This is a genomic window from Pseudomonas sp. LPB0260 (assembly GCF_013388395.1).
In genome coordinates this window covers 3322717-3346790 of record NZ_CP058247.1, presented here as the reverse complement: position 1 = coordinate 3346790, position 24074 = coordinate 3322717, and the positions used below count along the sequence as shown (strand labels likewise).

General features: G+C 67.0%; 17 protein-coding genes. 8 read left to right on the top strand and 9 right to left on the bottom strand.

Annotation, left to right across the window (positions count from 1 at the left end; translation table 11 throughout):
* Positions 1 to 96: 96 nt before the first annotated feature.
* Positions 97 to 1650, bottom strand: a complete 1554-nt coding sequence (locus LPB260_RS15075) for a sigma-54-dependent transcriptional regulator (RefSeq protein ID WP_208706623.1) — start codon at positions 1648 to 1650, stop codon at positions 97 to 99.
* Positions 1651 to 1904: 254 nt separating this feature from the next.
* Between LPB260_RS15075 and phhA the strand changes: the two genes are divergently transcribed.
* The 6 genes from phhA (at position 1905) to ggpS (ending at position 9652) form a co-directional block, all read left to right on the top strand.
* Positions 1905 to 2690, top strand: a complete 786-nt coding sequence (phhA, locus tag LPB260_RS15070; protein WP_208706622.1) for a phenylalanine 4-monooxygenase — start codon at positions 1905 to 1907, stop codon at positions 2688 to 2690.
* 105 nt (positions 2691 to 2795) lie between these two features.
* A complete protein-coding gene (locus tag LPB260_RS15065) occupies positions 2796 to 3149 on the top strand; it encodes a 4a-hydroxytetrahydrobiopterin dehydratase (protein WP_208706621.1) in 354 nt (117 codons plus the stop codon).
* Positions 3146 to 4342, top strand: coding sequence for an amino acid aminotransferase (locus tag LPB260_RS15060; protein ID WP_208706620.1), 1197 nt, complete (start codon positions 3146 to 3148; stop codon positions 4340 to 4342). Before LPB260_RS15065 ends, LPB260_RS15060 begins: the two co-directional genes overlap by 4 nt.
* A gap of 99 nt (positions 4343 to 4441) precedes the next feature.
* Entirely contained in the window at positions 4442 to 5779 is a 1338-nt protein-coding gene (locus LPB260_RS15055) for a DUF2254 domain-containing protein (RefSeq protein WP_208706619.1), read from the top strand.
* A 165-nt stretch (positions 5780 to 5944) separates the two neighbouring features.
* Positions 5945 to 7210: an MFS transporter gene (locus LPB260_RS15050; protein WP_208706618.1), complete on the top strand. Its 1266-nt coding sequence runs from the start codon at positions 5945 to 5947 to the stop codon at positions 7208 to 7210.
* A 180-nt stretch (positions 7211 to 7390) separates the two neighbouring features.
* On the top strand, positions 7391 to 9652 hold the full coding sequence (ggpS, locus tag LPB260_RS15045) for a glucosylglycerol-phosphate synthase (RefSeq protein ID WP_208706617.1): 2262 nt from the start codon (positions 7391 to 7393) through the stop codon (positions 9650 to 9652).
* Positions 9653 to 9695: 43 nt separating this feature from the next.
* Here ggpS and LPB260_RS15040 read toward each other — a convergent pair whose 3' ends face one another.
* Together LPB260_RS15040 and LPB260_RS15035 are read right to left on the bottom strand one after the other, a co-directional pair.
* A complete protein-coding gene (locus LPB260_RS15040) occupies positions 9696 to 10121 on the bottom strand; it encodes a VOC family protein (protein ID WP_208706616.1) in 426 nt (141 codons plus the stop codon).
* Entirely contained in the window at positions 10118 to 10558 is a 441-nt protein-coding gene (locus LPB260_RS15035) for a YciI family protein (protein ID WP_208706615.1), read from the bottom strand. The genes LPB260_RS15040 and LPB260_RS15035 overlap by 4 nt, the downstream gene beginning before the upstream one ends.
* Positions 10559 to 10789: 231 nt before the next feature.
* Between LPB260_RS15035 and LPB260_RS15030 the strand changes: the two genes are divergently transcribed.
* The gene (locus LPB260_RS15030; RefSeq protein WP_208706614.1) at positions 10790 to 11539 is read left to right on the top strand and encodes a TIGR01458 family HAD-type hydrolase; all 750 of its coding nucleotides are present in this window, start codon (positions 10790 to 10792) and stop codon (positions 11537 to 11539) included.
* Positions 11540 to 11554: 15 nt separating this feature from the next.
* Here the strand turns inward: LPB260_RS15030 and malK are convergent, their stop codons facing one another.
* From malK to malE, 6 genes are all read right to left on the bottom strand, one after another.
* Complete coding sequence (gene malK / locus LPB260_RS15025; protein ID WP_208706613.1) at positions 11555 to 12670, bottom strand: maltose/maltodextrin ABC transporter ATP-binding protein MalK; 1116 nt, start codon at positions 12668 to 12670, stop codon at positions 11555 to 11557.
* 13 nt (positions 12671 to 12683) lie between these two features.
* Positions 12684 to 14312, bottom strand: coding sequence for an alpha-glucosidase (locus LPB260_RS15020; protein WP_208706612.1), 1629 nt, complete (start codon positions 14310 to 14312; stop codon positions 12684 to 12686).
* A 595-nt stretch (positions 14313 to 14907) separates the two neighbouring features.
* A complete protein-coding gene (malT, locus tag LPB260_RS15015; protein WP_208706611.1) occupies positions 14908 to 17664 on the bottom strand; it encodes an HTH-type transcriptional regulator MalT in 2757 nt (918 codons plus the stop codon).
* A 372-nt stretch (positions 17665 to 18036) separates the two neighbouring features.
* Positions 18037 to 18927: a maltose ABC transporter permease MalG gene (gene malG / locus LPB260_RS15010; RefSeq protein ID WP_208706610.1), complete on the bottom strand. Its 891-nt coding sequence runs from the start codon at positions 18925 to 18927 to the stop codon at positions 18037 to 18039.
* An 11-nt stretch (positions 18928 to 18938) separates the two neighbouring features.
* Entirely contained in the window at positions 18939 to 20504 is a 1566-nt protein-coding gene (gene malF, locus LPB260_RS15005) for a maltose ABC transporter permease MalF (protein ID WP_208706609.1), read from the bottom strand.
* 58 nt (positions 20505 to 20562) lie between these two features.
* Positions 20563 to 21750 carry a maltose/maltodextrin ABC transporter substrate-binding protein MalE gene (gene malE, locus LPB260_RS15000; RefSeq protein WP_208706608.1) on the bottom strand — a complete coding sequence of 396 codons (1188 nt, stop codon included), beginning with the start codon at positions 21748 to 21750 and terminating at the stop codon, positions 20563 to 20565.
* A 290-nt stretch (positions 21751 to 22040) separates the two neighbouring features.
* Between malE and LPB260_RS14995 the strand changes: the two genes are divergently transcribed.
* Positions 22041 to 24074: an alpha-amylase gene (locus LPB260_RS14995; protein WP_256625427.1), complete on the top strand. Its 2034-nt coding sequence runs from the start codon at positions 22041 to 22043 to the stop codon at positions 24072 to 24074.

The following is a 24074-nucleotide window of genomic DNA, read 5'->3' as shown; positions in this document are numbered from 1 at the left end:
CCGCCCCGCCCTGGGCAAGCCGACGCTAGGACCCTGGTGCGACAGGAAAGCCGATGAGGTGCAAACGCACTCGTTCAGCGCCAATAGCGCGACCCTCTATTCCTTGCCAAGGCCATGCTGGCGCAACTTGTTGGCGATGGTGGTGTGCGACACACCGAGACGCTTGCCCAACTGCCGGCTGCTCGGGTGATCCTGGTACAGGCGCTCCAGCACGGCCTTCTCGAAACGCCCGAGGATGGCGTCCAGGCCGCCCTCCAGGGAGAAGTCACCCAGCGGCTGAGGGGCGCCATAGTCGGGCAGGCGGATGTGCTCGACCTTGACCGTGCCGCCTTCGCACAGCGACACGGCCTGGAACAGCACGTTCTCCAGCTGGCGCACGTTGCCCGGCCAGTGGTAGTGGCCGAGCTTGTCCAGCACCTGGGGCGCCAGCCTGGGCAGCGGGCAGCCGATCTGTCGGCTGGCCTGGTCGAGGAAGTGCTCGACCAGCGGCGCCAGGCCGTCCAGGCACTCGCGCAACGGCGGAATATGCAGGCTGAGCACGTTGAGTCGGTGATAGAGGTCCTGGCGGAACTCGCCCTTGGCGCACAGCTCGGACAGGTCGACCTGGGTGGCGCAGACCACCCGCACGTCGAGGTACACCTCCTCGTCGCTGCCGACCCGGCGGAAGCAGCCGTCCTGCAGGAAGCGCAGCAGCTTGGCCTGCAGGCGCGGGCTCATCTCGCCGACGCCATCGAGAAACAGGGTGCCGCCAGCCGTCAGCTCGAGCAGGCCGAGCTTGCCCTCCGGTCGCGCGCCCTCGAAGGCGCCGGGGCCATAGCCGAACAGCTCGGTCTCGGCCATCGACTCCGGCAGCCCGGCGCAATTGAGCGCCATGAACGGCGACTGGCCACGCGGGCTGGCCAGGTGGCAGGCGCGGGCCAGCAGCTCCTTGCCGGTGCCGGTCTCGCCCTCGATCAGCAGCGGCGCATCCAGCGGCGCCATGCGCCGCGCCTCGCGCACCACCGCGGCCATCACCTTGGAGCTCTGGAAGATGCTGTCGAAGCCGCGCAGCTCCTGCTTGCGCACATGGTAGATGCGCTCGCCGATGCGATCGGCGCGGTGCAGGGTCAGCACCGCCCCGGCCAGGGCATCGCTTTCGTCGTGCTCGGTCTGCAGCGGCGCGATATCGGCGAGGAACACGTCGCCCTTGACCTTGACCCGCAGGCCGTTGATCCGCGACTTGTTGGCCCGCACCAGCTCGGGCAGGTCGAAATCCTCGGCATAGCGCGACAGCGGAATCCCCGGCACCTCGTCCACCCGCACGCCGAGCAGCTGCGCAGCGGCGCGGTTGGCGGCGACGATGGAGCCGCCCATGTCGATCGACAGCACCGGAAAGTCCAGAGCACCGAGCAGCGCATTGAGCTCCAGGTGGCGGCGCTCGCTGGGCATCAGGCCGACGCGCTTGACGCCGAAGACCCCGGGAATCGCCTCGAACTTGGCGCGCAGCGACTGGAACTGCAGGTTGATCAGGTTCGGGCAGTGCAGGTAGATGGCATTGCCCTGCTCGCCGCCGACCTCGCCGCGGGCCACGTTGATGCCGTACTCGACCAGCAGGTTGAGGATGTCGCGCAGGATGCCGATACGGTTCTGGCAGTGGACTTTGATACGCATGAGGGCCCCGAAGACGGCGTTTTGGTGGGCTGAAGGCCATGGAAATGCGCGCTCAGCCTTAATTTCCGTCAAGAATATGTGACGGATATACCCGACAGCAAGAAGACGCCGAGCCATGTCGCCGACGTCGTAATCTATTCTTTACAAAAATCCGAGCACGACCCGCCTCAGGCGACACGGGGGCAGCTGCGAAATTGCACATCCTGGGATATCCATAGTCCAACACAACAACAAGGCCCCCTCAGGAGGCAGCGATGAAATCCACGCAGTACGTGGCCCGCAAACCGGACGAAAGCGGCTTCATCCACTACAGCGACGCCGAGCATCAGGTGTGGAACACCCTGATCACCCGGCAGCTCAAGGTAGTCGAAGGGCGCGCCTGCCAGGAGTACCTGGACGGCATCGACCAGCTCGGCCTGCCGCTCGAACGCATCCCCCAGCTCGACGAGATCAACAAGGTGCTGCTGGCAGCCACCGGCTGGCGGGTCGCCCGCGTGCCGGCGCTGATCCCCTTCCAGACCTTCTTCGAGCTGCTGGCCAGCCAGCAATTCCCGGTGGCCACCTTCATCCGTACCCCGGAAGAGCTGGACTATCTGCAGGAACCGGACATCTTCCACGAGATCTTCGGCCACTGCCCGCTGCTGACCAACCCCTGGTTCGCCGAATTCACCCACACCTACGGCAAGCTTGGCCTCAAGGCCAGCAAGGAAGAGCGGGTGTACCTGGCGCGGCTGTACTGGATGACCATCGAGTTCGGCCTGGTCGACACCAGCCAGGGCCGCAAGATCTACGGCGGCGGCATCCTCTCCTCGCCCAAGGAGACCGTTTACTGCCTGTCCGCTGAGCCCGAGCACCAGTCCTTCGACGCCCTGGAGGCGATGCGCACGCCGTACCGTATCGATATCCTGCAGCCGCTGTACTTCGTCCTGCCGGAACTCAAGCGTCTGTTCGAGCTGGCCCACGAGGACATCATGGCACTGGTCCACCGGGCCATGCAGATGGGCCTGCACGCCCCGAAATTCCCGCCCAAAGCGGCGTAGGGTGGAAACCGACGGCGGTCTGTTCCACCCTCTGAACCCAAGGTGGAAAACCCGTTGCGGTTTTCCGCCCTACCCCATAACCCCCCTTTGCCCTGGAGAATCCCCATGAGCCTTGCCCAAGCCCACTGCGAAGCCTGCCGCGCCGGCGCCCCGCTGGTATCCGACGAGGAGCTGGCCGAGCTGATCAAGCAGATCCCCGACTGGAACATCGAAACCCGCGGCGATCACATGGAGCTGGAGAAGGTCTTCCTGTTCAAGAACTTCCGCCACGCCCTGGCCTTCAGCAACGCCGTCGGCGCGATCGCCGAGGAAGAAGGCCATCATCCGGCGCTGCTCACCGAATGGGGCAAGGTCACCGTGACCTGGTGGAGCCATGAGGCCCGCGGCCTGCATCGCAACGACTTCATCATGGCCGCACGCACCGACCAGGTGGCTAGCAGCGCGGAGGGCCGCAAGTGAGGCAATTCGGCCAGATCGCGCGGGTTCCCGGCGACCCCATTCTGGGGCTGATGGAAGCCTTCCGCGCCGACAGCAATCCGGCCAAGCTCGATCTGGGTGTCGGCGTGTACAAGGACGCCCAGGGCCTGACGCCGATCCCCCGGGCGGTTACCCTGGCCGAGCAGCGCCTGGTCGAGCGCGAGACCACCAAGAGCTATATCGGCGGTCATGGCGATGCGCTGTTCACCGCTCGCCTGGCCGAACTGGTCCTCGGTACCGCCAGCCCGGCACTCGCCGAAGGCCGCGCCGCCGCCAGCCAGACACCCGGTGGCACCGGCGCGCTGCGCCTGGCGGCCGACTTCATCGGCCACTGCCTGCCCGGCCGTGGCATCTGGCTGAGCGACCCGACCTGGCCGATCCACGAAAGCCTGTTTGCCGAAGCCGGCCTGCGCGTCGGCCATTACCCCTACGTCGGCGCCGACAACCGCCTGGATGTCGAGGCGATGCTCGATGCCCTCGGCCGCCTGCCCCAGGGCGACGTGGTGCTGCTGCACGCCTGCTGCCACAACCCCACCGGTTTCGACCTGAGCCAGGACGACTGGCGCCGGGTGCTGGAGGTGGTCAAGGCCCGTGAACTGCTGCCGCTGATCGACTTCGCCTACCAGGGCTTCGGCGCCGGCCTGGAACAGGACGCCTGGGCCGTGCGCCTGTTTGCCGAGGCGCTGCCGGAACTGCTGATCACCAGCTCCTGCTCGAAGAACTTCGGCCTCTACCGCGAACGCACCGGCGCCCTGCTGGTCTGCGCGGCGGACGCGGAGAAGCTCCTGGATGTGCGCAGCCAGCTGGCCTACATCGCCCGCAACCTGTGGTCCACGCCGCCGGCCCACGGCGCCGCGGTGGTCGCCAGCATCCTCGACGACGAGGCCCTCAAGGCACTGTGGCAGGAGGAGCTGAACGCCATGCGCCAGCGCGTCGCCAGCCTGCGCCAGGGCCTGGTCGAAGCCCTGCGCCCCCACGGCCTGGCCGAGCGCTTCGCCCACATCGCCGAGCAGCGCGGGATGTTCTCCTACACCGGCCTGTCGCCCCAACAGGTGCAACGCCTGCGCGACGAGTTCTGCGTGTACATGGTCGGCTCGGGTCGGGCCAATGTCGCCGGCCTGGATGCCCGCCGGCTGGAGCAACTGGCCGCAGCCATCGCCACCGTCTGCGCCTGACACCACCCTGAGCAAGCCGGCCGCGTGCCGGCTTTTCCTGGCACGGCCCAGCGCTCGACTATCCTTCGAGGCATTGTCCTCACCGAAACGGAAAGTCCCGTGGTCCAACCAGCCAACCTGCTGTTTCGCATCTACCTGCGCACCATCCACAGCCTGGCGTTCTATCCGACGCTGATCTCCCTGGCCTTCCTGCTGGCAGGCCTGCTGAATATCGCCATCGAGTACCAGCCCTGGCTGATGGCCCTCAAGGCCCATCTGGATATCGGCCTGGTGCGCAATGCCGACAACGCGCGGCTGATCCTCGGCACCCTGGTGGGCGGGGTGATGTCGCTGATGGTGTTCAGCTTCTCGATGGTCATGGTGGTACTCAACAACGCCTCCGCGGCGCTCTCGCCGCGGGTCGTGCCGGGGCTGATCAGCAGCAAGGGGCACCAGAAGACCCTGGGCTTCTACCTCGGCACCATCGTCTACGCCCTGCTGCTGATCACCACCATCGAGCAGGGCAACAGCGAGCGCGTCCCCAGCCTGGGCGTACTGGTGACCCTGGGCCTGGGCATTGCCTGCCTGGGACTGTTCGTCGACTTCATCCGCTCGATCTCGCTGTCGATCCAGGTCGAACACATCCTCAACAACCTCTACGTCACGACCCAGGAGAAACTCGACAGCAACGCCCGCAAGCTGCTCGAGTGCCAGGACTCGCCGTCCTGGCCGGCCGACGAGGGCTGGGCCACGGTCGACGCCCAGCGCAGCGGCTACTTCAAGGAGCTCAATACCGGCACCCTCAACGAACTGCTGGTCGACAACGACCTGCGCATGGTGGTGTTGATCCATCGCGGCTTCTTCGTCATGGCCGGGCACCCGCTGTTCAAGCTGGACCGCGAGGTCGACGAGGACCTGTGCGCGCAGTTGCGCGACTGCTTCGATTTCTTCGTCGAACAATACGCCAGCTCCCACTACGTGTTCGGCTGCAAACATATCTCCGAGATCGCGGTGAAGGCCCTGAGCCCCGGGATCAACGACCCGGGCACCGCCATCACCGCCATCGACATGCTCACCGTGCTGTTCAGCAAGCGCATGGAGCTGCCCGACCTGGACGTATCGCCGCTGCCGGACGGGCCGCCGCGACTGTTCTTCTTCGAACTGTCGCTGGACCAGCTGCTGCAACTGATCTTCGGCCCGCTCAGGACCTACGGCAGCTGCGACCCCCATGTCCTGACCAGCCTGCTGCAGGCCTTCAAGAACCTGCTCTACCAGCAGCCCCGCGCCCACCACCAGGCGGACCTGGTACGCCACGCGCGCAGCGTCGTGGAGACCGCGGCGGTGCATATCCGCAACCGCCGCGACCGCGAAGAAATCAACGGCATGATCGAGCGCTTCAACCAGGCCGCGCCGCTGTCGCCCCCTGCGTTGAAACCGCTGAAAATCGAGAATGACTGAGGCATGCGCGCACCATAGCGGTGCACAATCGGCCAAAAAATAAATCAAGGCGCCTTTTGTCAGTTATTTTTTCGATATATAACAATAACTTACACAACACACCCGGCAGTCACTGGCGCGATTCATGCTTGCTATCGAGGACTTACTTCCCTAGGGTAGTCCGCCATGTGGTCTCAAATTGCCCCTATCAGTTCGTTGCTGAGCGGGGTCGCGTTACTCCTGCTCGGCAATGGCCTGCTCAATACCCTACTGACGCTGCGTGGTGTCGCCGAAGGCTACTCCACCGCAATGCTCGGACTGATCATGTCCGGGTACTTCGTCGGCTTCCTCCTCGGCACCTGGCTGGCGATCCCGCTGGTGCGCCGCGTTGGGCACATCCGTGCGTTCGCCTTTTGCGCAGCGCTCGCCGCCATCACCGCCCTGCTCCATGTGCTACTGGTCGATCCCTGGGTCTGGCTGGGCCTGCGCGTGCTCTATGGCCTGGCCCTGGTCAGCCTGTACATGGTCATCGAGAGCTGGCTGAACGCCCAGGCCCCCGCGGACAAGCGCGGCCAGGTGTTCGCCATCTACATGGCGGTCAACCTCGGCGCCCTGGCCGCCGCCCAGCAGCTGCTCGGCCTGGCCGAACCCGGCGAGTTCATGCTGTTCGCCCTCGCGGCGATGCTGATCAGCGCCGCGCTGATGCCCATCACCCTGACCCGCCAGGGCCAGCCCAGCGTGCCGGATACCCTGCACACCAATCTGCGTCAGCTGCTCGGCATCGCCCCGCTGTCGATCGCCGCCGCCGGCCTGTCCGGCCTCGCCCTCGGCGCCTTCTGGGGCATGGCGCCGGTATACGCCAGCCTGAGCGGCTTCGATGCCACCGGCGTGGGCCTGATGATGAGCAGCGCGATCCTCGGCGGCGCCCTGCTGCAATGGCCGATCGGACTCTACTCGGACAAGCACGACCGCCGCCTGGTGCTGCTCTGGGTGGTGATCCTGGCTGTGCTGGTATCCCTGCTGATGAGCCTGCTGCCGGCCGGCCGGCCGTTGCTCGGGTTGATCTTCCTGTTCGGTGGCCTGTCTTTCGCCATCTACCCGGTGGCGGTCGCGCAGCTGATCGACCAGCTGCACAGCGATGAAATCCTCGCCGGCTCCAGCAGCCTGCTGATGGTCAACGGCGTCGGCGCCGTCTGCGGGCCGTTGCTCGCCGGGGTGCTGATGCAGCAGCTCGGCGCCCAGGCGCTGCCGCTGTTCTTCGCCGCGGTGCTGGCCCTGCTGGCCGCCTACACGATCTATCGCCTGCGTCACGTCAGTGACCTGGTCAGCGGCGAGCACGCGCACTTCGTGCCGATGCTGCGTACCAGCCATACGGTGCTCGAGCTGATGCCCGACGCACCAGCGGCGGACGCCGAGCCGCACGCCGAGGAGCCCTTGGCCGAATCTCCGTAGGCGCCGGTTCGCCAGCGCCTGCGACAAACCCGGCAGCCGCCTTCCCAGGCGCGACTGCCCAACACGCAGAGCCCAATGCCTGCCGCGCCATAATCGCGCAGCAATGCATCACTAGGCTCATAGCTCGTCGGCCCACGTCGGCGCGTCAACTGCACCCACTCATGGACAGGGAGACAGCGCATGCTACTTGCTACCGATCTCGATGGAACCTTTCTCGCCGGCGATCCCGAGGATCGCCTGAGCCTCTACCAGACCATTGCCGCCCACCCGGACATCCGCCTGGCCTACGTCACCGGGCGCAGCCTGGAAGCGGTGCTGCCGCTGCTGGCGGACCCGACGCTGCCGCAGCCGGACTTCATCATCGCCGACGTCGGCGCCAGCCTGGTGCACGGCGATACGCTGCAGCCGATCCAGCCGCTGCAGAGCGCGGTGGATGCCCTGTGGCCCGGCGAGAGCCAGGTAGCCAGCGCCATCGAGGGCTTCGAGCTGGAGCGCCAGGACGTGCCCCAGGCCCGCCGCTGCTCCTACTTCTGCACGCCGGAACAGGCGGCCAATCCGGCCCTGCTGGAGGCCGCACAGGCCCTGGGCTGCGACCTTCTGTACTCGGCCGAGCGCTACCTCGACTTCCTGCCCCAGGGGGTGAACAAGGGCAGCAGCCTCAAGGCCCTGGCCGACTGGTTGGAGCTGGAGGCCGACCAGGTGCTGGCGGCCGGCGACACCCTCAATGACCTGTCCATGCTCAGCGGCCCGTTCAAGGGCGTCTGTGTTGGCCAGTCGGAACAAGGCCTGCTCGAAGCCACCGCCCAGCACTCGCTCACCCTGCACGCCGAGCGCCCGGGCTGCGGCGGCATCCTCGAGGCCTTCGCCCACTTCGGTTTCCTCGGCGAACACGGCATCGCCGCCGAACGCCGCAAGGCGGCCCAGCCCGGCAACGCCGAACTGGTGATGGTCTACCACCGCCTGCCCTACGAGGAGCATCGCGGCGCCGACGGCAAGCTGCAGCGTCGCCGGCCGACCTCGCCGAACGGCATCATCCCCACCCTGCTGAGCTTCTTCGGCGACGGCCGGCCGGGCTCCTGGATCGCCTGGGCGGTACACGAGGACGACGATGAGCCCTTCGATACCCATACGCCGGTGGATGCCGAGCGCTACCCCAAGCTCACCGCTGCGCGGGTCAAGCTGAGCAAGGCGGATGTCGACGTCTTCTACAAGCGCTTCTCCAAGGAAGCCTTCTGGCCGACCCTGCACACCTTCTGGGAGCGCGCCACCTTCAACGAGGACGACTGGCAGGTGTTCTGCAAGGTCAACCGCGCGTTCGCCGAGCGCACCGCCCTGGAGGCCGCGGAAGGCGCCACCGTGTGGCTGCACGACTACAACCTGTGGATGGTCCCGGCCTACCTGCGCGAGTTGCGCCCGGACCTGCGCATCGCCTTCTTCCACCACACCTACTTCCCCTCGGCGGACGTGTTCAACGTGCTGCCGTGGCGCCGGCAGATCATCGGCAGCCTGCTGCAGTGCGACTACGTGGGCTTCCATATCCCGCGCCAGGTGGAGAACTTCGTCGACGTGGCCCGCGGCGTCACGCCGCTGCAGACGGTCAGCCGGCAGAACTGCGCGCCGCGCTTCATCACCTACGGCTGCGCGGTCGGCCTGGAGCGCATGACCACCGCCGTGGATACCGGCAGCCGGGTGGTCAAGCTGGGCGCCCATCCGGTCGGTCTGGACATCGACCGGGTCCGCAGCGCCCTGGACAACCCGAAGATCCTCGACATGATGGCCCGCCTGCGCGAGGAGCTGTCCGGGGTCAAGCTGATCCTCTCGGTCGAACGCCTGGATTACACCAAGGGCATCCTGGAGAAGCTCAACGCCTACGAGCGCCTGCTGGCGGAAAACCCGGAGCTGCTCGGCAAGGTCACCCTGGTCACCGTCTGCGTGCCGGCGGCCAAGGAAATGACCATCTACGACGAGCTGCAGGGGCAGATCGAGCAGGCCGTCGGGCGGATCAACGGGCGCTTCGCCCGCATCGGCTGGACGCCGCTGCAGTTCTTCTTCCGCAGCCTGCCGTTCGAGGAGGTCAGCGCCTGGTACGCCATGGCCGACGTCATGTGGATCACCCCGCTGCGCGACGGCCTAAACCTGGTGGCCAAGGAGTTCGTCGCAGCCCAGGGCCTGCTCGGTGGCAGCGGCGTGCTGGTGCTCTCCGAGTTCGCCGGCGCCGCCGCCGAACTCAAGGGTGCCCTGCTGACCAATCCGCACGACCCGGCTGACCTGGTGCAGAGCTGCTACCTGGCGCTGAACCTGCCCAAGGCCGAGGCCCAGGCGCGCCTGCGCCAGCTGTTCGATATCGTCAGCTACAACGACATCCGCCGCTGGGGCGACGAGTTCCTCGCCGGGGTGGCCGAAGAGCCACTGCCCGAGCGCGAGGCCTTGCTGGCCGTCTAGGGCCAGGGCCAGCGGGTGCCTGATGGGGCACCCGCTGGACGGCTCAGCCCATCTGGCTGTCTACCTCGCAGTCGATCATCCACGGTACGCCGAAACGGTCGGTGAACATGGCGAAGCGCGCGGCCCAGAAGGTCGCCTGCAGCTCCATCTGCACCGCCCCTCCTGCCGACAGGGCGGCGTACAGGCGCTCCGCCTGGGGGACGTTGTCCACCTGCAGGCAGACCGAACAGCCCTTGATCCCCTCGTAAGGGCATTGCAGCGGAATGCTGTCCGAGCCCATCAACACCTGGTCATCGAGCTTCAGGCTGGCATGGATGATGCGCTCATGGAACTGCGCCGGAACGTCCTTGGCCATGGGGCTTTCACCGTAGCGCATCAGGGTGTCCAGCTTGCCGTCCAGGCACTCGGCGTAGAACCTGAAGGCGGCCTCGCACTGGCCGTCGAACGACAGATAGCTATTGATCTTCATCCTTTATTTCCTCGCGGTTGGTGTTCGGTGCGCGCGCGCACGCGTTCTTCCTGCTCGCGCAACTCTGGCGTGAGTGCCTCACCGAAGTCCTCGGCCTCGAACAACTGACGAATCTCGATCTCCGAGTCACCCGGCATGGGGTTGGGGCAACGCTTGACCCAGTCGATGCAGGCCTGCAAGGACTCCACCTGAAAGATCCAGAAGCCGGCGATCAGCTCCCGGGTTTCCGGGAAGGGGCCTTGCACCACGCTGCGCTGGCTACCGGCAAACCGCACCCGCGCGCCCCGGCTGCTGGGGTGCAGACCTTCGCCGGCCTGCAACACCCCCGCCTCGACCAACTCCGCGTTGTAACGCCCCATGGCGGCCAACAATTCTTCGCTGGGCATCACACCGGCTTCGGAATCGGCTGTGGCCTTGACCATCACCATAAAACGCATGTCGTGTTTCCTCATCGGGTTGTTGGGGAGCACCAGCCCGGCGCTCACCTGTCGCCTGGTTGCCCTGCCCCGCGGTCGATCGAGGCAAGCGGCTGGCCGTTTTCCACCGGCCAGTCAGCAACCCTAGACCACTCCCCGCGGGCGCGCGCAGACGGCAGCCGCGGACAAGCTGTGCTATCGCTGTAGAAGGCGCTGACGCGCCAGGACCGATACCCACGAGAGAATAGGCCGATGCCACAGGCGGTGCTGCTCGATATCAGCGGCGTGCTCTACCAGGACACCCAGGCGATACCCGGCTCGGTGCAGGCGGTCCGGACCCTGCAGGCCAAGGGCTACCCGCTGCGCCTCGTGACCAACACCTCGCGCCTGACCGCCGCCGAGATCCATCGCCAGCTCCTCGCCATGGGTTATGCCCTGCAGCCCGAGGAGATCTACAGCGCACCGCGCGCCATGCGTCACTACCTGCAGGCGCATGGCCTGCGCCCCTACTGCCTGATCCACCGCAACCTTGAAGCCGAATTCGCCGACCTGCTGGAACTGCCGGCGCCCAATGCGGTAGTCATCGGCGATGCCGCCGAGCGCTTCGACTACGCCCACCTGGAGCGGGCCTTCCACCTGCTGCTGGACGGCGCGCCGCTGCTGGCCATGGGCGACAACCGCTACTTTCGCTACCAGGGCGCACTGCGCCTGGACGCCGGGCCCTTCGTCCGCGCCCTGGAGTACGCCGCCGGGGTGCAGGCCAAGGTGCTCGGCAAACCCTCGCCGGCTTTCTTTGCCGGGGCCCTGGAGGAGCTCGGCGTGGCGGCCGGGCAGGCGCTGATGATCGGCGACGATGTCGAGAGCGACGTGCTGGGCGCGCAGCGCGCCGGCCTGCAGGCCTGCCTGGTGCAGACCGGCAAGTACCGCGCCGGCGACCAAGCCCGGGCCCCTGACGCTCTGCTGGCCAAGGACCTGGCCGATGCGCTGCAACGCTACTGCTGAACCGCGCGTCCGCGCTCAGCCATGGATCGCCGGCTCGCGGTAGTGCCTCGCGCAGGCCTGGCCGTCGGCACGGAACAGGTGGCACTTGTTGGCCATCAGCCCGGCGGCGTAGCGCTGGCCCGCCGCCACCCGCGCGTTACCGTCGCCGCGCAGGGTGATCAGCTCCGCCACCCCTTCCAGGCTCAGGTGGATCAGGTTGTGGTCGCCCAGGCGCTCGGCCACGCCGATCTCGCCGGTAAAAGCGAAGTCGGCCTGCTCGGCGGCGACGAAGTGCTCCGGGCGCACGCCCAGGGTCAGCGCCTCGCCGACCTGCACGGCACTGCCATCGACCGGCACGCGCATGCGGCAGGCGCCGGGCAGCTCGATCTCGACGCCGTCGGCGTCGGCGCCGAGGGCGCGCACCGGCAGGAAGTTCATCTGCGGCGAGCCGATGAAGCCGGCGACGAAGCGGTTCTGCGGGTAATGGTAGAGCTCCAGCGGCGCGCCGACCTGGGCGATCTCGCCGGCGTTGAGCACCACGATCTTGTCGGCCATGGTCATGGCTTCGACCTGGTCGTGGGTGACGTAGATCATGGTCGACTTCAGGCGCTGGTGCAGCCGCGAAATCTCGATGCGCATCTGCACGCGCAGGAAGGCGTCGAGGTTCGACAGCGGCTCGTCGAACAGGAACACCTTGGGTTCGCGGACCATGGTGCGGCCGATCGCCACGCGCTGGCGCTGGCCGCCGGAAAGGTCCTTGGGCTTGCGCTCGAGCAGCTGGTCGAGCTGCAGGATGCGCGACACGGCCTCGACCTTGCGGCGGATCTCGGCCTTGCCGACCTTGGCCAGCTTGAGGCCGAAGGCCATGTTCTCCGCCACGCTCAGGTGCGGGTAGAGGGCGTAGGACTGGAACACCATGCCCACCGAGCGATCCATGGGTGGCAGCTCGTTGACCCGCTGACCGTCGATCAACAGGTCGCCGGCGCTGATGTCTTCCAGCCCGGCGATCAGCCGCAACAGCGTGGACTTGCCGCAGCCGGAGGGGCCGACGAAGACCACGAACTCGCCGTCCTCGATATCCAGGTCGATGTTGCGGGTGATCGCCGCACCGTCGTAGCTCTTGCAGATGTTGCGCAGGGTGACGCTGGCCATGGCTATTTTCCTCTCAGCCCAACAGGCGGGCGAAGCCGTACCCGTGGGCCGGCAAGTGTACCCAGCTGCCGAGGAACTCGGCAGTGCTGGCGGGGACGTCCTCGAGCGGCTCGACCATCAGCGGCAGGTCGTAGCGACGCTCGGCGTCACTCAGGTTGAACAGGCACAACCAGGCCTGCTCGCCCAGGCGCCGTTCGAATACCAGCAGACCGTCGTCGTGGTGGCGCATCTCGATCGCCCCCTCGATCAGCAGCGGCTGCGCCTGGCGCCAGGCGAGGAAACGCCGGTAGGTATTGAGCATCGACTGCGGGTCCGACTCCTGCACGTCCACCGCCAGCGCCCGGTGCGGCTCGGCCAGCGGCAACCAGGGCTGCGCCTTGGAGAAGCCGGCATGGCGCGCGGTGCTGCTCCAGGGCATGGGCGTGCGGCAACCGTCGCGGCCCTTGAACTCCGGCCAGAAGCGGATGCCGTAGGGGTCGACCAGGTCTTCGAAGGCCAGCTCGGCCTCCGGCAGGCCCAGCTCCTCACCCTGGTACAGGCAGACGCTACCGCGCAACGACAGCAGCAGGGCCATCAACAGGCGCCCGCGGGCCGGCTGCTCCTTGCCATGCAGCGCCCAACGGCTTATCACCCGCACCACGTCGTGGTTGCCCACCGACCAGCACGGCCAGCCGTCGCCCAGTTCGCGCTCGATGCTCTCCACCGTGTGGCGGATAAAGGCCGGGCTGCACTGGGCGGTCAGCAGGTCGAAGGAATAGGCCATGTGCAGGGTATCGCCACCGCTGGTATAGGCGGCCATGGTGCGCAGCGACTGGTCGCAGCCGATCTCCGCCACGGTCGAGGTGCCCGGGTAGCGGTCCATCAGCCCGCGCAGGCGGCGCAGGAACGGCAGGTTCTCCGGCTGGCTCTTGTCGAAGCGGTGCTGCTGGTAGGCGTAGGGGTTGTCGGCGCGCACACCGATGCCGCCCTCGCGGATGTCCGGGTTGGGCGGATTGCTGCGCAGTTGCCGGTCGTGGAAGTAGAAGTTCGCCGCATCCAGGCGGAAGCCGTCGACACCAAGCTTGAGCCAGAACTCCATGTCGTCGAGCAGTTGCTGCTGCACCGCCTCGCAGTGGAAATTCAGGTCCGGCTGGCTGGCCAGGAAGTTGTGCAGGTAGTACTGCTTGCGCCGCCCGTCCCAGGACCAGGCGGAACCGCCGAACACCGACAGCCAGTTGTTCGGCGGCGTACCGTCCGGGTTCGGCTCGGCCCAGACGAACCAGTCGGCCTTGGCGTTGGTGCGGCTGGAGCGGCTCTCCTTGAACCACTCGTGCTGGTCCGAGCAGTGGTTGAGCACCTGGTCGATGATGATGCGCAGGCCACGCTCATGGGCCGCGGCGACCAGCGCCTGGAAGTCCTCCAGGCTGCCGAACAGCGGATCGACGCCGCGATAGTCGCTCACGTCGTAGCCGAAATCCTTCATCGGCGAGGTAAAGAAGGGCGACAACCAGATGGCATCGACATTCAGGCTGGCGATGTAGTCGAGCTTGGCCAGCACGCCGGGCAGATCGCCGACGCCATCGTCATTGCTGTCGAAGAAACTGCGCGGGTAAACCTGATAGATGACGCCGCCGCGCCACCAGTCCTTGCGATTAACTGCCATACAGCAAAGCCTTATAGAGGGTGATGACGCTTGCCACTCTAGGCAGGTGGCCCTGCCCGCACATCCTCCCCAGGCGTTTTTTCGCCGGCGTAGCTCTTGCGCATCGGGGAGGAGGAGATCGGCGCCGAGCCTACGACGCGGCACACCCAGCAATGCCCGAATCCGCCCCCATCACCCCATCGGTGCGCACGGCGCACCCTACCGCGCCCCGTACAACCCAGGAGCCGTAGGGTGCGCCATGCGCACCACAACTCGAAATCGCCAGCGCCAGCAAATCGGTGCGCACGGCGCACCCTACGCGGACCTGCACAACCGTGGGTTACCGTAGGGTGCGCCACGCGCACCACAACTCGAAATCGCCCGCGCCAGCAAATCGGTGCGCACAGCGCACCCTACGCGGACCTGCACAACCGTGGGTTACCGTAGGGTGCGCCACGCGCACCACAACACGAAATCGCCAGCGCCGGCAAATCGGTGCGCACGGCGCACCCTACGCGGACCTGCACAACCGTGGGTTACCGTAGGGTGCGCCACGCGCACCACAACTCGAAATCGCCAGCGCCAGCAAATCGGTGCGCACGGCGCACCCTACGCCTTACTCGCCCTGGATCTTGCTCAGCAGGCTGCGTGCCAGCTGCACGGCTTCGCTGCGCTGGGTGATGTTGAGCTTCTGGTAGAGGCTGCGGATGTGGGTCTTGATGGTGGTCGGCGCCACGTTCAGGTGCTCGGAGATCTGCTCGTTGGAAAGGCCCGCATGGATCAGGCTGAGCACCTGCCACTCGCGGCGGGTCAGCGGCGAATGGCGGATCAGCTCGGGCACATCCGGGCGGTTGATGATGTCCTGGATCACCGCCTCGTCGAGGGTGATGCGGATCGCCCGGCTGAAGTCGCGCTGCTGCTGGGCCAGCTGGATCAGGCGGTCGGCGCGCTGGCGCTCCAGCTCGTCGAGCTGGCGTTCGTGCTGCAGGCTCTTGAGCATGGCGATCAGCGGTTTGCCCAGGCGCAGGAAACTGCCGATGGCGCCGGTGCCGCTGGCCAGGGTCATGGCCTTATGCAGGTGATCGAGACTGCTCTGGCGCTCCTCGCGTTGCCAGTAGAGCATGGCCTGGAGGATGTGGTTGCGGTTCTGGTCCATCACCAGCTGGTGGCGCTCGGCGTCGATCTGCAGCTGGCGCAGGATTGGCAAGCCGCGCTCGGCCTGGTTCAGCGCCAGGTAGGCCAGTACATGGTTGCGCGCGTTGCCCTGGGCGAAGTGGTTGGCGCCGGGCTTGAGCGGCGGCGCGGTGCTCAGCCACTGGCGGATGCTGTCCTTGTCCTCGGTGGATTCCCAGTAGCTGAGCATCACCCCGTGGGCATTGGCCTGCCAGTCGATGTGGTAGTCGTCGGCCGCCAGCAGGCTCTTGAGCTTGCCGACATAGTCGGCGCAGACGCTCTGCTGGCCGCGGGCGTGGGCGACCCGGGCCAGCAGCACGTAGCACTGCAGGAACCAGTGGTCGCCGACCCGGTCGAGCAGCTCCAGGCCCTGCAGGGCGCACTGTTCGACCGCATCCAGGTGGTGCCATTCGAGCAGCACCTGGCCGCGCACCCGGTGGATGAACTCCATGATCGGGGTCAACGGCAGCTTTTCCTGCTCGATGTATTGCAGCGCCCGCTCCTGCAGGTTGTAGGCCTTCTGCAGGTGGCCCTGGGCGATGGCGATTTCCGACAGCTGGCCGAGGCTCCACAGCACCGGGTGCGCGGCATTGATCTGCTGCGCACGGCGCACGGTGTCCTCGTGCAGTTGCTGGGCCTGCTGCAGGTCGCCCTGGACGAAGTGCGCCTCGGCCAGCACCGACATCGCCGCGACCTTGGAGGTGCGCATCGTCAGCGGCTCGAAGGCCAGGGCCTCGCGGGCCAGGGCCATGGCCTGCTGCTGGTTGCCCTGGTTGATCGCCACCTGGGCGCGCACGGCCTTGAAGTCGGCCTCGATGCGCACCCATTGCTCGGGGCTGTACTGGCCCTTCTGCGCCGCCTCGCCGGCCTGCAGCCAGCGCTCGACCTGATCACACTGGTACTGGTTCTGCGATGACCAGGCCTGCAGCAGGGTGAACAGCGGCGACTCGGCGACGCGGTTTTCCGGCAGCACCTGCAGGCATTGCTGCAGCAGTTCCAGGCGCCCCTGGCGGTAGAACTGGCGACCGTGGTTGACGAGTATCTCTTCGACCCGCTGCGGGTGGTTGGCCAGCACCGCGTGCTCGGCCGCCTCCTCCGCCATCCGCTCCTCCAGCAGCGCCTCGGCGGCGCGCAGGTGCAACTCGGCGATGCGCGGCGCCTGGTGGGTGCGCAGCTCGCCCTTGAGGAAGCTGGCGAACAGCGGATGGTAGGCGAACCACTGACGCAGGCCATCGACCGGCTGGATGAACAGCCCGCTGCGCTCCAGCTGTTCGAGCATCTCGCGGCCGTTGCAGGTGGCGGTCAGGCGATCGGCCAGGGCCGCGCTGAAGCGCTCCAGCAGGCAGGTGGAATAGAGGAAGTCCTGGGTCGCCTCGCCCAGGCCGGCGAGCACCTGCTCGCGCAGGTAGTCGCGGATATAGGGGTGGCCGAGCTGCAGGCTTTCCAGGAACAGGTCCATGCCGCGCCCGGTCTGCACTTCCTGCACGGCCAGCTGCAAGGCGCAGGGCCAGCCGCCGATACGCCGGTTGAGGCGCTCGATCTGCTCGCGGTTGATGGCAAACGGCAGTCCCAGCTCCAGCAGGCTCTGCACCTCGTCGTGCTCGAAGGCCAGCTGCACGGCGTCGACGGCCAGCAGCTGCTGCTTGACCCGCCATTCGGCGACACCCAGGTCGGGCAGGCCGCGGCTGCACACCAGCAGGGTCAACCACTCCGGCATGTTGCGCAGGAAGAAGCGCAGCGCCTGGATCACCTCGGCGTTGCGCAACTGCTCGAAACCATCGAGCACCAGCAGCAGCGGCGCGTGCTCGGCCGGCAGTTCGGCGAGCAGGCGGGTGAGCAGGCTCTCCGGCCCCTCCTCACCCAGTTCGGCGCGGGCCACGGCTTGCGGGCAACCGGCCTCGAGCTGCCGATCCAGGGCGTTGACCAGGTAGCGGCCGAACTGCCGGGGCTGGTTGTCGTTGCCGTCGAGGTTGAGCCAGGCCACGGCGCCGAGGAAGTCCTGGGCCCACTGGCTGGCCAGCACCGTCTTGCCGAACCCGCTGGGCGCCTGCAGCACGGCCAAGCGCACCTGGGGCAGGCGCTGCAACCACTCATCGAAACGTGGCCGGGCGAGCAGGCCGCGATGGACTGCCGGCGCGGCGAACTTGGCCGGAATCAGCGGCAGGGGTTGCAGCATGGGCGTCGAGGCCAAGGCATTCATAAACGTCTCCCGTTAGTTATGGTTGTTCGGGTAGCGTCGAAATCTAACCAAGTTGCAGGCTTGCGTCTGCGCTATAGGGCAAAAACCTTATGCCCCAGCGACGGCCATCACCATGGTGCGCAGGGCGCACCCTACCCGACGCCGCTCGCGGTCAACCCGTAGGGTGCGCCGCGCGCACCAATAACGGCAGCAGCGCAACCCGAACGCCACAAGCGGCCTTCGATGCAGGCCCTGGTGCGCAGGGCGCACCCTACCCAGTCCCGATACACCGGCGCCCGTAGGGTGCGCCGCGCGCACCAATAAACGGCAGCAGCGCAACCCGAACGTCACAAGCGGGCTTCGATGCAGGCCCCCTGGTGCGCAGGGCGCACCCTACCCCTTCACGCCACCGGCGGTCAGGCCGCCGACTATCCACTTCTGGCAGTAGAGAAACACCGCGGTGATCGGCAGCCCGGAGAGCACCGCCGCGGCGGCGAAGTCGCCCCACAGGTAGTTCTGCTCGTAGAGGTACTGCTGGGCGCCGACCGACAGGGTCAGCTTGTCCACGTCCATCAGCAGCACCGAGGCGATCGGGTATTCGGTGATGCTGGTGATAAAGGCCAGGATGAACACCACCGCGAGGATCGGCACGCTCATCGGCAACAGGATGTACAGGAAGGCCTGCCAGGTGGTGGCGCCATCGACTATGGCGGCCTCTTCCAGGGAGGCGTCGATGCTTTCGAAGTAGCCCTTGATGGTCCAGATGTGCAGGGCCATGCCGCCCAGGGAGGCGACGATCACCGCGCCATGGCTGTTCACCCCCAACCAGCTGGCGTGCTGGCCGAGCTGGTCGAACAGGGCGTAGATGGCCACCAGCGACAGCACCGGCGGGAACATCTGGAAGATCAGCATGCCCTTGAGGATCGGTCCCTTGCCGGCGAAGCGCATGCGCGCGAAGGCGTAGGCGCTGGTGGTCGACAGCATGAGGATCAGCAGCGAGCTGATAAAGGCGATCTTCAGCGAGTTCCACAGCCAGGTCAGCACCGGGAACGGCGGGTTGACCACGCTGCCGTCGGCCTGGGTATAGGGAATGCCCAGGGCCAGCGACCAGTGCTCCAGGGTCGGGTTGTCCGGCAGCAGGCTGCCGGTGGCGAAGTTGCCCTCGCGAAAGGAAATCGACACCACCATCAGCAGCGGGAAGAGGATCAGGCCGATAAAGCCGAGCAGCCCGGCATGAGTCAGCCACAGGCGGTATTTCACGGATTTGGGTTGCACCATCGCCATGGGGTGATTCCTCAGACTTTGACTTTCGACAGTTTCAGGTTGAGCCAGGACATGCCGCCGACCACCAGGAAGATCAGGGTGGCGATGGCCGCCGCCAGGGCGAAGTTCTGTCCGGAATCCTGGAACGCGATGCGGTAGGTGTAGCTGACCAACAGGTCCGTGGTGCCGGCCGGCGTGGTGGCGCCGATGATGTCCGGGCCGCCGCGGGTGAGCAGGGTGATCAGCACGAAGTTGTTGAAGTTGAAGGCGAAGCTGGCGATCAGCAGCGGCGCCAGCGGCTTGATCAGCAGCGGCAGGGTGATCTTCAGCAGGTTGTCCAGCGGCGTGGCGCCGTCCATCGCCGAGGCCTCGTAGAGGTCGCGGGGGATCGCCTGCAGCAGGCCCATGCTCAGCAGCAGCATGTAGGGGTAGCCGAGCCAGGTGTTGACCAGCAGGATCATCCCGCGCGCCAGGGTCGGGTCGCTGAACCAGTCCGGGCGCACGCCGAACAGGCTGTCGAGCAGCAGGTTGATCTCGCCGAAGTTCTGGTTGAACAGGCCGCGGAACACCAGGATCGAGATGAAGGCCGGCACCGCGTAGGGCAGGATCAGCATGACCCGGTAGAACGGCTTGCCACGCACCAGGTCCCACTGCAGCAGGCTGGCCAGCAGCAGCCCAAGCATCAGGGTGAAGAGCACGGTGCCGGCGGCGAACACCACCGTCCAGACGAAGATTTCCAGGAAGGGACCGCGGATGCTCGGATCGCCCAGCACCCTGGCGAAGTTGCTCCAGCCGGCATACACGGTGAAGCCCGGCGCCACCCTGTTGCCGTGGCTGTCGACATAGAAGCCGCTGTCGTGGTCGGCGGTAAGCCGCTCGGAACTGCGGGTATTGAGCAGGTCACCGCCCTCCAGCAGGCGGAACAGCGGCTTGACCGCCGCCACCTCGCGCAGGCCGTACAGGCGCAGCAGTTCGCCCTCAGCATCGCGCAGCGCCCACTGCTCCAGTTCGGCCCGGCGCTGGATCACCTCGCGCAGCGGCAGTGCCTCGCCCAGTGCTTCAGCCTCGGCGGGCTGCAACGGCAGCGGCGAACGCACGGCCGGGTCGCCCAGCAGAGGCGGCGAGACGAACACGCCCCGTTCGCCCCGGTCGACCCGCAGGCGCAGCTCGCCGGCCGCATCGCGGTGCAGGGCGAAGGCATAGCGTTCGCCGGCCAGGTAGGTCTGATTCAGGTGGTAGCGCTGGACCTGCTCGAAACTCAGCAGGTTGCTCGCGCTGTAATTGGTAAAGCCGATGCCGACCGTGTACAGCAGCGGGAAGATCACGAACACCAGCATCCCGGCCAGCGACGGATAGATATAGCGGTGGGCGTAGGTACGGCGGCTGATGAACACATAGCTGGCGATGCCGGTGACCACCAGGCCGAGCAGGGCGAAAGCCAGCTGCTGCTGGGCATACAGCGCCACCACCAGGTACAGCGCCAGGGCGTTGAACAGGCTCCAGACCGACCAGCGCAGGGCCTTGCGCAGCGAGGGCGGGGTGAGACTCTTGGTCATGGGCAGACCGGCCAGGTCGGCAGGCTCGTTAAGGGCTGACATCTACTTATAGCCTCAGGCAGGTCCGCCACCGACGCCTGGCGTCGGTGGCGGCTGGGTTTCACTTGGCGATGCGCTTGGCGGCGTCGTCGAGGGCGGCATCCACGCTCTGGCGGCCCGAGGTGATGTTGGTCAGGGCTGGCGCCATGGCCGACCAAAACGCGCCCATCTCCGGCACGTTGGGCATCGGCCGACCCATGGCGGCGTTGTCGAAGGTCGCCTTGATCAGCGGGTCACTGGCCAGCTCGGCCATATAGGCCTTGTGGGTCACCGCGCCCAGCGGCACGTCGGCATTCACCGTCCTCAGGCCCTCGACCTGCAGCAGGTAGCTCTCGAGGAACTCCACGGCCAGGGCCTGGTTCGGGCTGGCGGCGTTCAGGGTCGCGGCCATCACCCCGCTGAACGGCTTGCTCGGCTCGCTGCCGACCGCCGGGATCGGCGCCACGCCGAAGTCGATGCCGCTCTTCTTGATGTTCGACCAGGCCCAGGGGCCGCTGATGAACATGGCCGATTCGCCCTTGTTGAACGCCGCCTCGGCCACGCTGTAGTCGGCGCCCTTGGGCATCACGCCCTGGTCGATCAGCGCCTTGAGGGTGGCGGCGCCCTGCTTGGCGCCGGCCGAGTTGACTCCGGTCTTGCTCACGTCGAAGCCACCGTCGGCTTCGGCGAACACGTAACCGCCGTTGGCCGCCAGCAGCGGCCAGGTGAAGTAGGTGTTGTTGTAGTCCCAGAGGATGGCGCGCTTGCCGTCTTTGGCCAGCTCCTCGTTGAGCGCCATGACCTCGTCGAAGCTCGCGGGCGGGGTCTTGACCAGGGCCTTGTTGTAGATCAGCCCGGTGGCCTCCACGGCGATCGGGTAGCCCCACAGCTTGCCGTCGTAGGTCACCGCCTGCCAGGCGAAGTCCTCGCTCTCGGCGCGGGTCTTGGCACTGGGGTTGATCGGCGAGATCAGGCCGCTCTGTGCCCACTCACCGAAACGGTCGTGGGCCCAGATGAAGATATCCGGACCATTGCCGGTGGCGGCGGCCTGCTGGAACTTGTCGGTGGCGCTGTCCGGATGGGCCACCTCGACCTTGATCCCGGTGTCCGCGGTGAAACGCTCGCCGACCTCGGCCAGACCCTTGTAGCCCTTGTCGCCATTGATCCAGATGACCAGCTTGCCTTCCTCGATGGCCGCCTGGCTCGTCAAAGGCAGACCCAGGGTGGCGGCCAGGCCGATCGCGGCGGCGCCAAACAGCTTCTTGTTCATGCGTGATTTCCTCGTGGCTTCTTATAGTTAATCCACATCCGCTGCCTGCCATGGACCGGTCGAGCAGCCCCTGCATCCTCGACCAGAAAAGCCCAGCCCACATCCTCCCCGGATCGACTCGAGCAGGGCGTAGCAATGGGGGCGTAGTCTGCCACCACCGCGATAAAAATCGACCCATCCCTGCCCTTTCTGCGCCTGTCGCAGCGCACAGCCAGTCGCTTCAATGGGGTTTCCCCCGACCCCGGAGAGCCCCCATGCGCCCCTCAGTGTCCCCTTATCGATGGCTGTTCGTGTTGACGATCCTTCTGCTGCCGGGGCGCGTCGCCCTCGCCGCGCCGCCGGTCCAGGCCTGGCTGGACCAGCAAGCCGTGGCGCTGGACTGGCAGACGGATGGCCGGCAACGCTTCAGCAGTGAACTGGAGCTGGCCCCCGGCCTGCTGGTGCTACAAGGGCCTGCCGGCAGCGCCGCCGCCCAGGCGCTGGCGCCGTACCAGCGCCACCCCTGGCGCGAAGACAGCCACTTGAGCCTGACGCTGGCGACTGCCGGTCGCTACCGCCTGCTGTTCCAGGGCGGCGACGCGCCGAGTCTACGCCTGCTGCCGGTCAAGCAGGCCGCCCGCCCGACCCGCTGCGCGAGCTGGCAGGGCGAAGCCCTGGAGGTCGATGTCAGCCGGGTGTTCGCCGATGGCCAGCTGCTGCGCGACGCCTACAGCGGCCAGCAGGCCCGGGTCGAGCATGGCCGGGTCAGCCTGAAGCCTTCGGCCCAGAGCGGCGGCCTGTTGCTACTGGAGGCGGCCGAAGCGGATGCGCCGGCTTCCCATGACTGGCGCAACGCCACGGTCTACTTCGTCCTCACCGACCGCTTCGCCAACGGCGACCCCGGCAACGACCGCAGCTACGGCCGCCAGCCGGACGGCGAGCAGGAGATCGGCACCTTCCATGGCGGAGACCTCAAGGGCCTGACCGGCAAACTCGACTACCTGCAGCAGCTCGGAGTCAGCGCCCTGTGGCTCAGCGCGCCCTATGAACAGATCCACGGCTGGGTCGGCGGCGGCGATCAAGGCGACTTCCGCCACTACGCCTATCACGGCTATTACGCCCTGGACTACACCCAGCTGGACGCCAACATGGGCCGCGAGGACGAGCTGCGCGAGCTGATCCGGCAGGCCCACGCCCGCGGCATCCGCGTGCTGTTCGACGTGGTGCTCAACCATCCCGGCTACTCGACCCTGGCCGACATGCAGGCGCTTGACTTCGGCGCCCTGCGCGGCGGCATGAGCAAGTTCCTGCCCAATGACTGGAGCGCCTGGCGCCCCGAGCCCTTCGAGAACCTGCACGCCTACCACAACCTGATCGACTACCAGCACCCGAACTGGGCCGCCTGGTGGGGCAAGGACTGGGTGCGCGCCGGCATCGCCGACTACGACAGCCCGCCCAGCGTGCTGGCCGACCCGCTCAAGGGCTCGCTGGCCTTCCTCCCGGACTTCAAGACCGACAGCCAGCAGGCGGTCGCCCTACCCGCCTTCCTCAAACGCAAGCAGCCGACCCGCGCGGTCGAGCGCGCAGGCTACCGGGTGCGCGACTACCTGGCCGAATGGCTGAGCTTCTGGGTGCGCGAGTTCGGCGTCGACGGCTTTCGCGCCGACACCGTCAAGCATGTCGACTTGGCCAGTTGGGCCGAACTGCGCCGCGCCGCCGACCAGGCGCGCGCCGAGTGGTCCGCCAACAACCCGCACGACCCCATGAGCGGCACGCCGTTCTGGATGGTCGGCGAGGTGTTCGGCCACGGCCCGCAACCCAACAGCTACCAGGCCAACGGCTTCGACGGTCTGATCAACTTCGCCTTCCAGCACGACAGCGCCGGCCCGGCCAGCGAGTGCCTGGCCCAGGCCGACAGCACCTACCGCGACTACGCTGCCTTGCTGTCCGACAACCCGGCGCACAACTTCATGAGCTACGCCTCGTCCCACGACACCTCGCTGTTCTTCGCCAGTCAGGGGCACAGCCTGGCGCGCCAGCGCGGCCTAGCCTCGGCCCTGCTGCTGAGCCCCGGCGCGGTGCAGCTCTACTACGGCGATGAAAGCGCGCGGCGCCTCGGCCCCAGCGGTTCGGACCCGCAACAGGGCACCCGCTCGGCGATGAACTGGAGCGAGCACGAGCAGCCCGAGATCGCCGCGCTGATTCGCCACTGGCAGCTGCTCGGACAGTTTCGCGCCCGTCACCCGGCCATCGGCGCCGGCCGCCACCAGCGCCTGCCCGGCCAGGCCTACGCCTTCAGCCGCCAGCTCGGCGCCGACAAGGTGGTAGTTGTGCAGGGCCCCTAA

Excerpts from the sequence above, each read along its gene's own strand:
- LPB260_RS15075 (WP_208706623.1), bottom strand. The coding sequence starts at position 1,650 with ATGCGTATCAAAGTCCACTGCCAGAACCGTATCGGCATCCTGCGCGAC.
- phhA (WP_208706622.1), top strand. The coding sequence starts at position 1,905 with ATGAAATCCACGCAGTACGTGGCCCGCAAACCGGACGAAAGCGGCTTC.
- LPB260_RS15065 (WP_208706621.1), top strand. The coding sequence starts at position 2,796 with ATGAGCCTTGCCCAAGCCCACTGCGAAGCCTGCCGCGCCGGCGCCCCG.
- LPB260_RS15050 (WP_208706618.1), top strand. The coding sequence starts at position 5,945 with ATGTGGTCTCAAATTGCCCCTATCAGTTCGTTGCTGAGCGGGGTCGCG.
- ggpS (WP_208706617.1), top strand. The coding sequence starts at position 7,391 with ATGCTACTTGCTACCGATCTCGATGGAACCTTTCTCGCCGGCGATCCC.
- LPB260_RS15040 (WP_208706616.1), bottom strand. The coding sequence starts at position 10,121 with ATGAAGATCAATAGCTATCTGTCGTTCGACGGCCAGTGCGAGGCCGCC.
- LPB260_RS15035 (WP_208706615.1), bottom strand. The coding sequence starts at position 10,558 with ATGCGTTTTATGGTGATGGTCAAGGCCACAGCCGATTCCGAAGCCGGT.
- LPB260_RS15030 (WP_208706614.1), top strand. The coding sequence starts at position 10,790 with ATGCCACAGGCGGTGCTGCTCGATATCAGCGGCGTGCTCTACCAGGAC.
- malK (WP_208706613.1), bottom strand. The coding sequence starts at position 12,670 with ATGGCCAGCGTCACCCTGCGCAACATCTGCAAGAGCTACGACGGTGCG.
- LPB260_RS15020 (WP_208706612.1), bottom strand. The coding sequence starts at position 14,312 with ATGGCAGTTAATCGCAAGGACTGGTGGCGCGGCGGCGTCATCTATCAG.
- malT (WP_208706611.1), bottom strand. The coding sequence starts at position 17,664 with ATGAATGCCTTGGCCTCGACGCCCATGCTGCAACCCCTGCCGCTGATT.
- malG (WP_208706610.1), bottom strand. The coding sequence starts at position 18,927 with ATGGCGATGGTGCAACCCAAATCCGTGAAATACCGCCTGTGGCTGACT.
- malF (WP_208706609.1), bottom strand. The coding sequence starts at position 20,504 with ATGTCAGCCCTTAACGAGCCTGCCGACCTGGCCGGTCTGCCCATGACC.
- malE (WP_208706608.1), bottom strand. The coding sequence starts at position 21,750 with ATGAACAAGAAGCTGTTTGGCGCCGCCGCGATCGGCCTGGCCGCCACC.